Annotated in this window: 2 protein-coding genes; both read right to left on the minus strand. The window is 49.9% G+C overall.

The annotated features are described in order from the left end of the window. Positions 1–98: 98 nt before the first annotated feature. Positions 99–785 (minus strand): DivIVA domain-containing protein, encoded by a 687-nt coding sequence (locus IQ270_RS30330; RefSeq protein WP_193976791.1) that lies wholly within the window; start codon positions 783–785, stop codon positions 99–101. Continuing rightward, positions 668–1,246: a pantetheine-phosphate adenylyltransferase gene (gene coaD / locus IQ270_RS30335; RefSeq protein ID WP_193976792.1), complete on the minus strand. Its 579-nt coding sequence runs from the start codon at positions 1,244–1,246 to the stop codon at positions 668–670. The genes IQ270_RS30330 and coaD overlap by 118 nt, the downstream gene beginning before the upstream one ends. Positions 1,247–1,298 lie beyond the last annotated feature (52 nt).

Genomic DNA, 1,298 nt, shown 5'->3' on the forward strand with positions numbered 1-1,298 from the left:
GCCCTATGCCCTATGCCCTATGCCCTATGCCCTATGCCCTATACGCTATGCCCGACAACACCTCATATGAGAGTTCCAAAGGCTATAGTTACATTCAACTAACCGTTGGTGTTGTGGATGTGGGATGCAGAAACATTATCCAACCGATCGCGCCCGTTGCGGATCACGCGCAGCATATCGCTCAGCTTGTGTTCGATATTATCGAGCACTTGGTCTGCATAATCATCAGCTCCGTTTTGAATTTCTTCGCATTCAGCCATCGCCCTGACTCTCATTTCTTCCAGTTCCTCTTGAGCCTGGTAGCGAATTTGTTCGACTTCCGCCAGCGTCGCCTGCTGAATTGCCTCGCAGTCGAGCAAAACTTGCTGTCGCAACTGATCTGCTTCTATCTTCGCCTGCTGGAGCAGGCCCATATCGTTTAAAAGTTCTGCCGCTCGCTGTTCTGCTGCTTCTATCACTTCTTGAGCGTAGAGTTGAGCTTCTTCAAGCAGATCGTCTTTGTGCCGAATGATTGTCTCGGCTTCTGCAAAGGCGATCGGCAAATTTAGCCTCACCAAGTCTAACTGATCTAGCAACTGTTCTTCATCAATCAGAGTGCGTCTGGTCAGAGGAATGCGCGGACTGTCGAGAACAATTTCCTCAAGCCGGTTTAATTCCCGCTGGATGTCTACTCCTGCGGTGTGGGTGGGATCTCCGAAGGCGGCTGTGTTCTGAGGTGATTCATTCTCAGTGGGGACGCCGGTACTGTCGGGTTCGATGCGATTAGGTTCCTGCTGGCGTAACATTTGTAAATATCTAGGGCGACGTGTTTCGGAACAAGATGATCTACGGAGCCACCAAACTTGGCGATTTCTTTAACTACACTACTACTTAAAAAGCTGTACTCGTTAGAAGTTGCCAAAAAAACTGTTTCAATTTCGCCCAGGAGGGTTTTATTGGTGTGGGCCATCTGGAGTTCCATTTCAAAATCTGTTAGTACCCGGAGCCCCCGCAGCAGCACTTTGGCTTGTCGAATCTTAGCATAGTTTACTGTCAAACCCTCAAAACTGTCTACTTCTACGTTTGGCAAGTGTTGGGTACAGAGCCGGATCTGCTCGATCCTCTGCTCTACGCTGAACAGAGGAGTTTTGCTGGGGTTTCGGACTACGGTAACAATTACCCGATCGAACAATTTGCAGCCCCGCTCGATAATGTCTGCGTGACCGAAGGTAATGGGGTCAAAACTGCCTGGATAGATTGCAATCACGAGTTGGGCTCAAGGGGGAGAGGGAGAGTGAGGGAGTGGGAGAGGGGGAGAG

It is taken from the genome of Microcoleus sp. LEGE 07076, assembly GCF_015207455.1.
Taxonomy (GTDB): domain Bacteria; phylum Cyanobacteriota; class Cyanobacteriia; order Cyanobacteriales; family Microcoleaceae; genus Microcoleus.

Bases quoted from the DNA above. Each gene is read 5' to 3' on its own strand.
- IQ270_RS30330 (WP_193976791.1), bottom strand. From the start codon at position 785: ATGTTACGCCAGCAGGAACCTAATCGCATCGAACCCGACAGTACCGGC.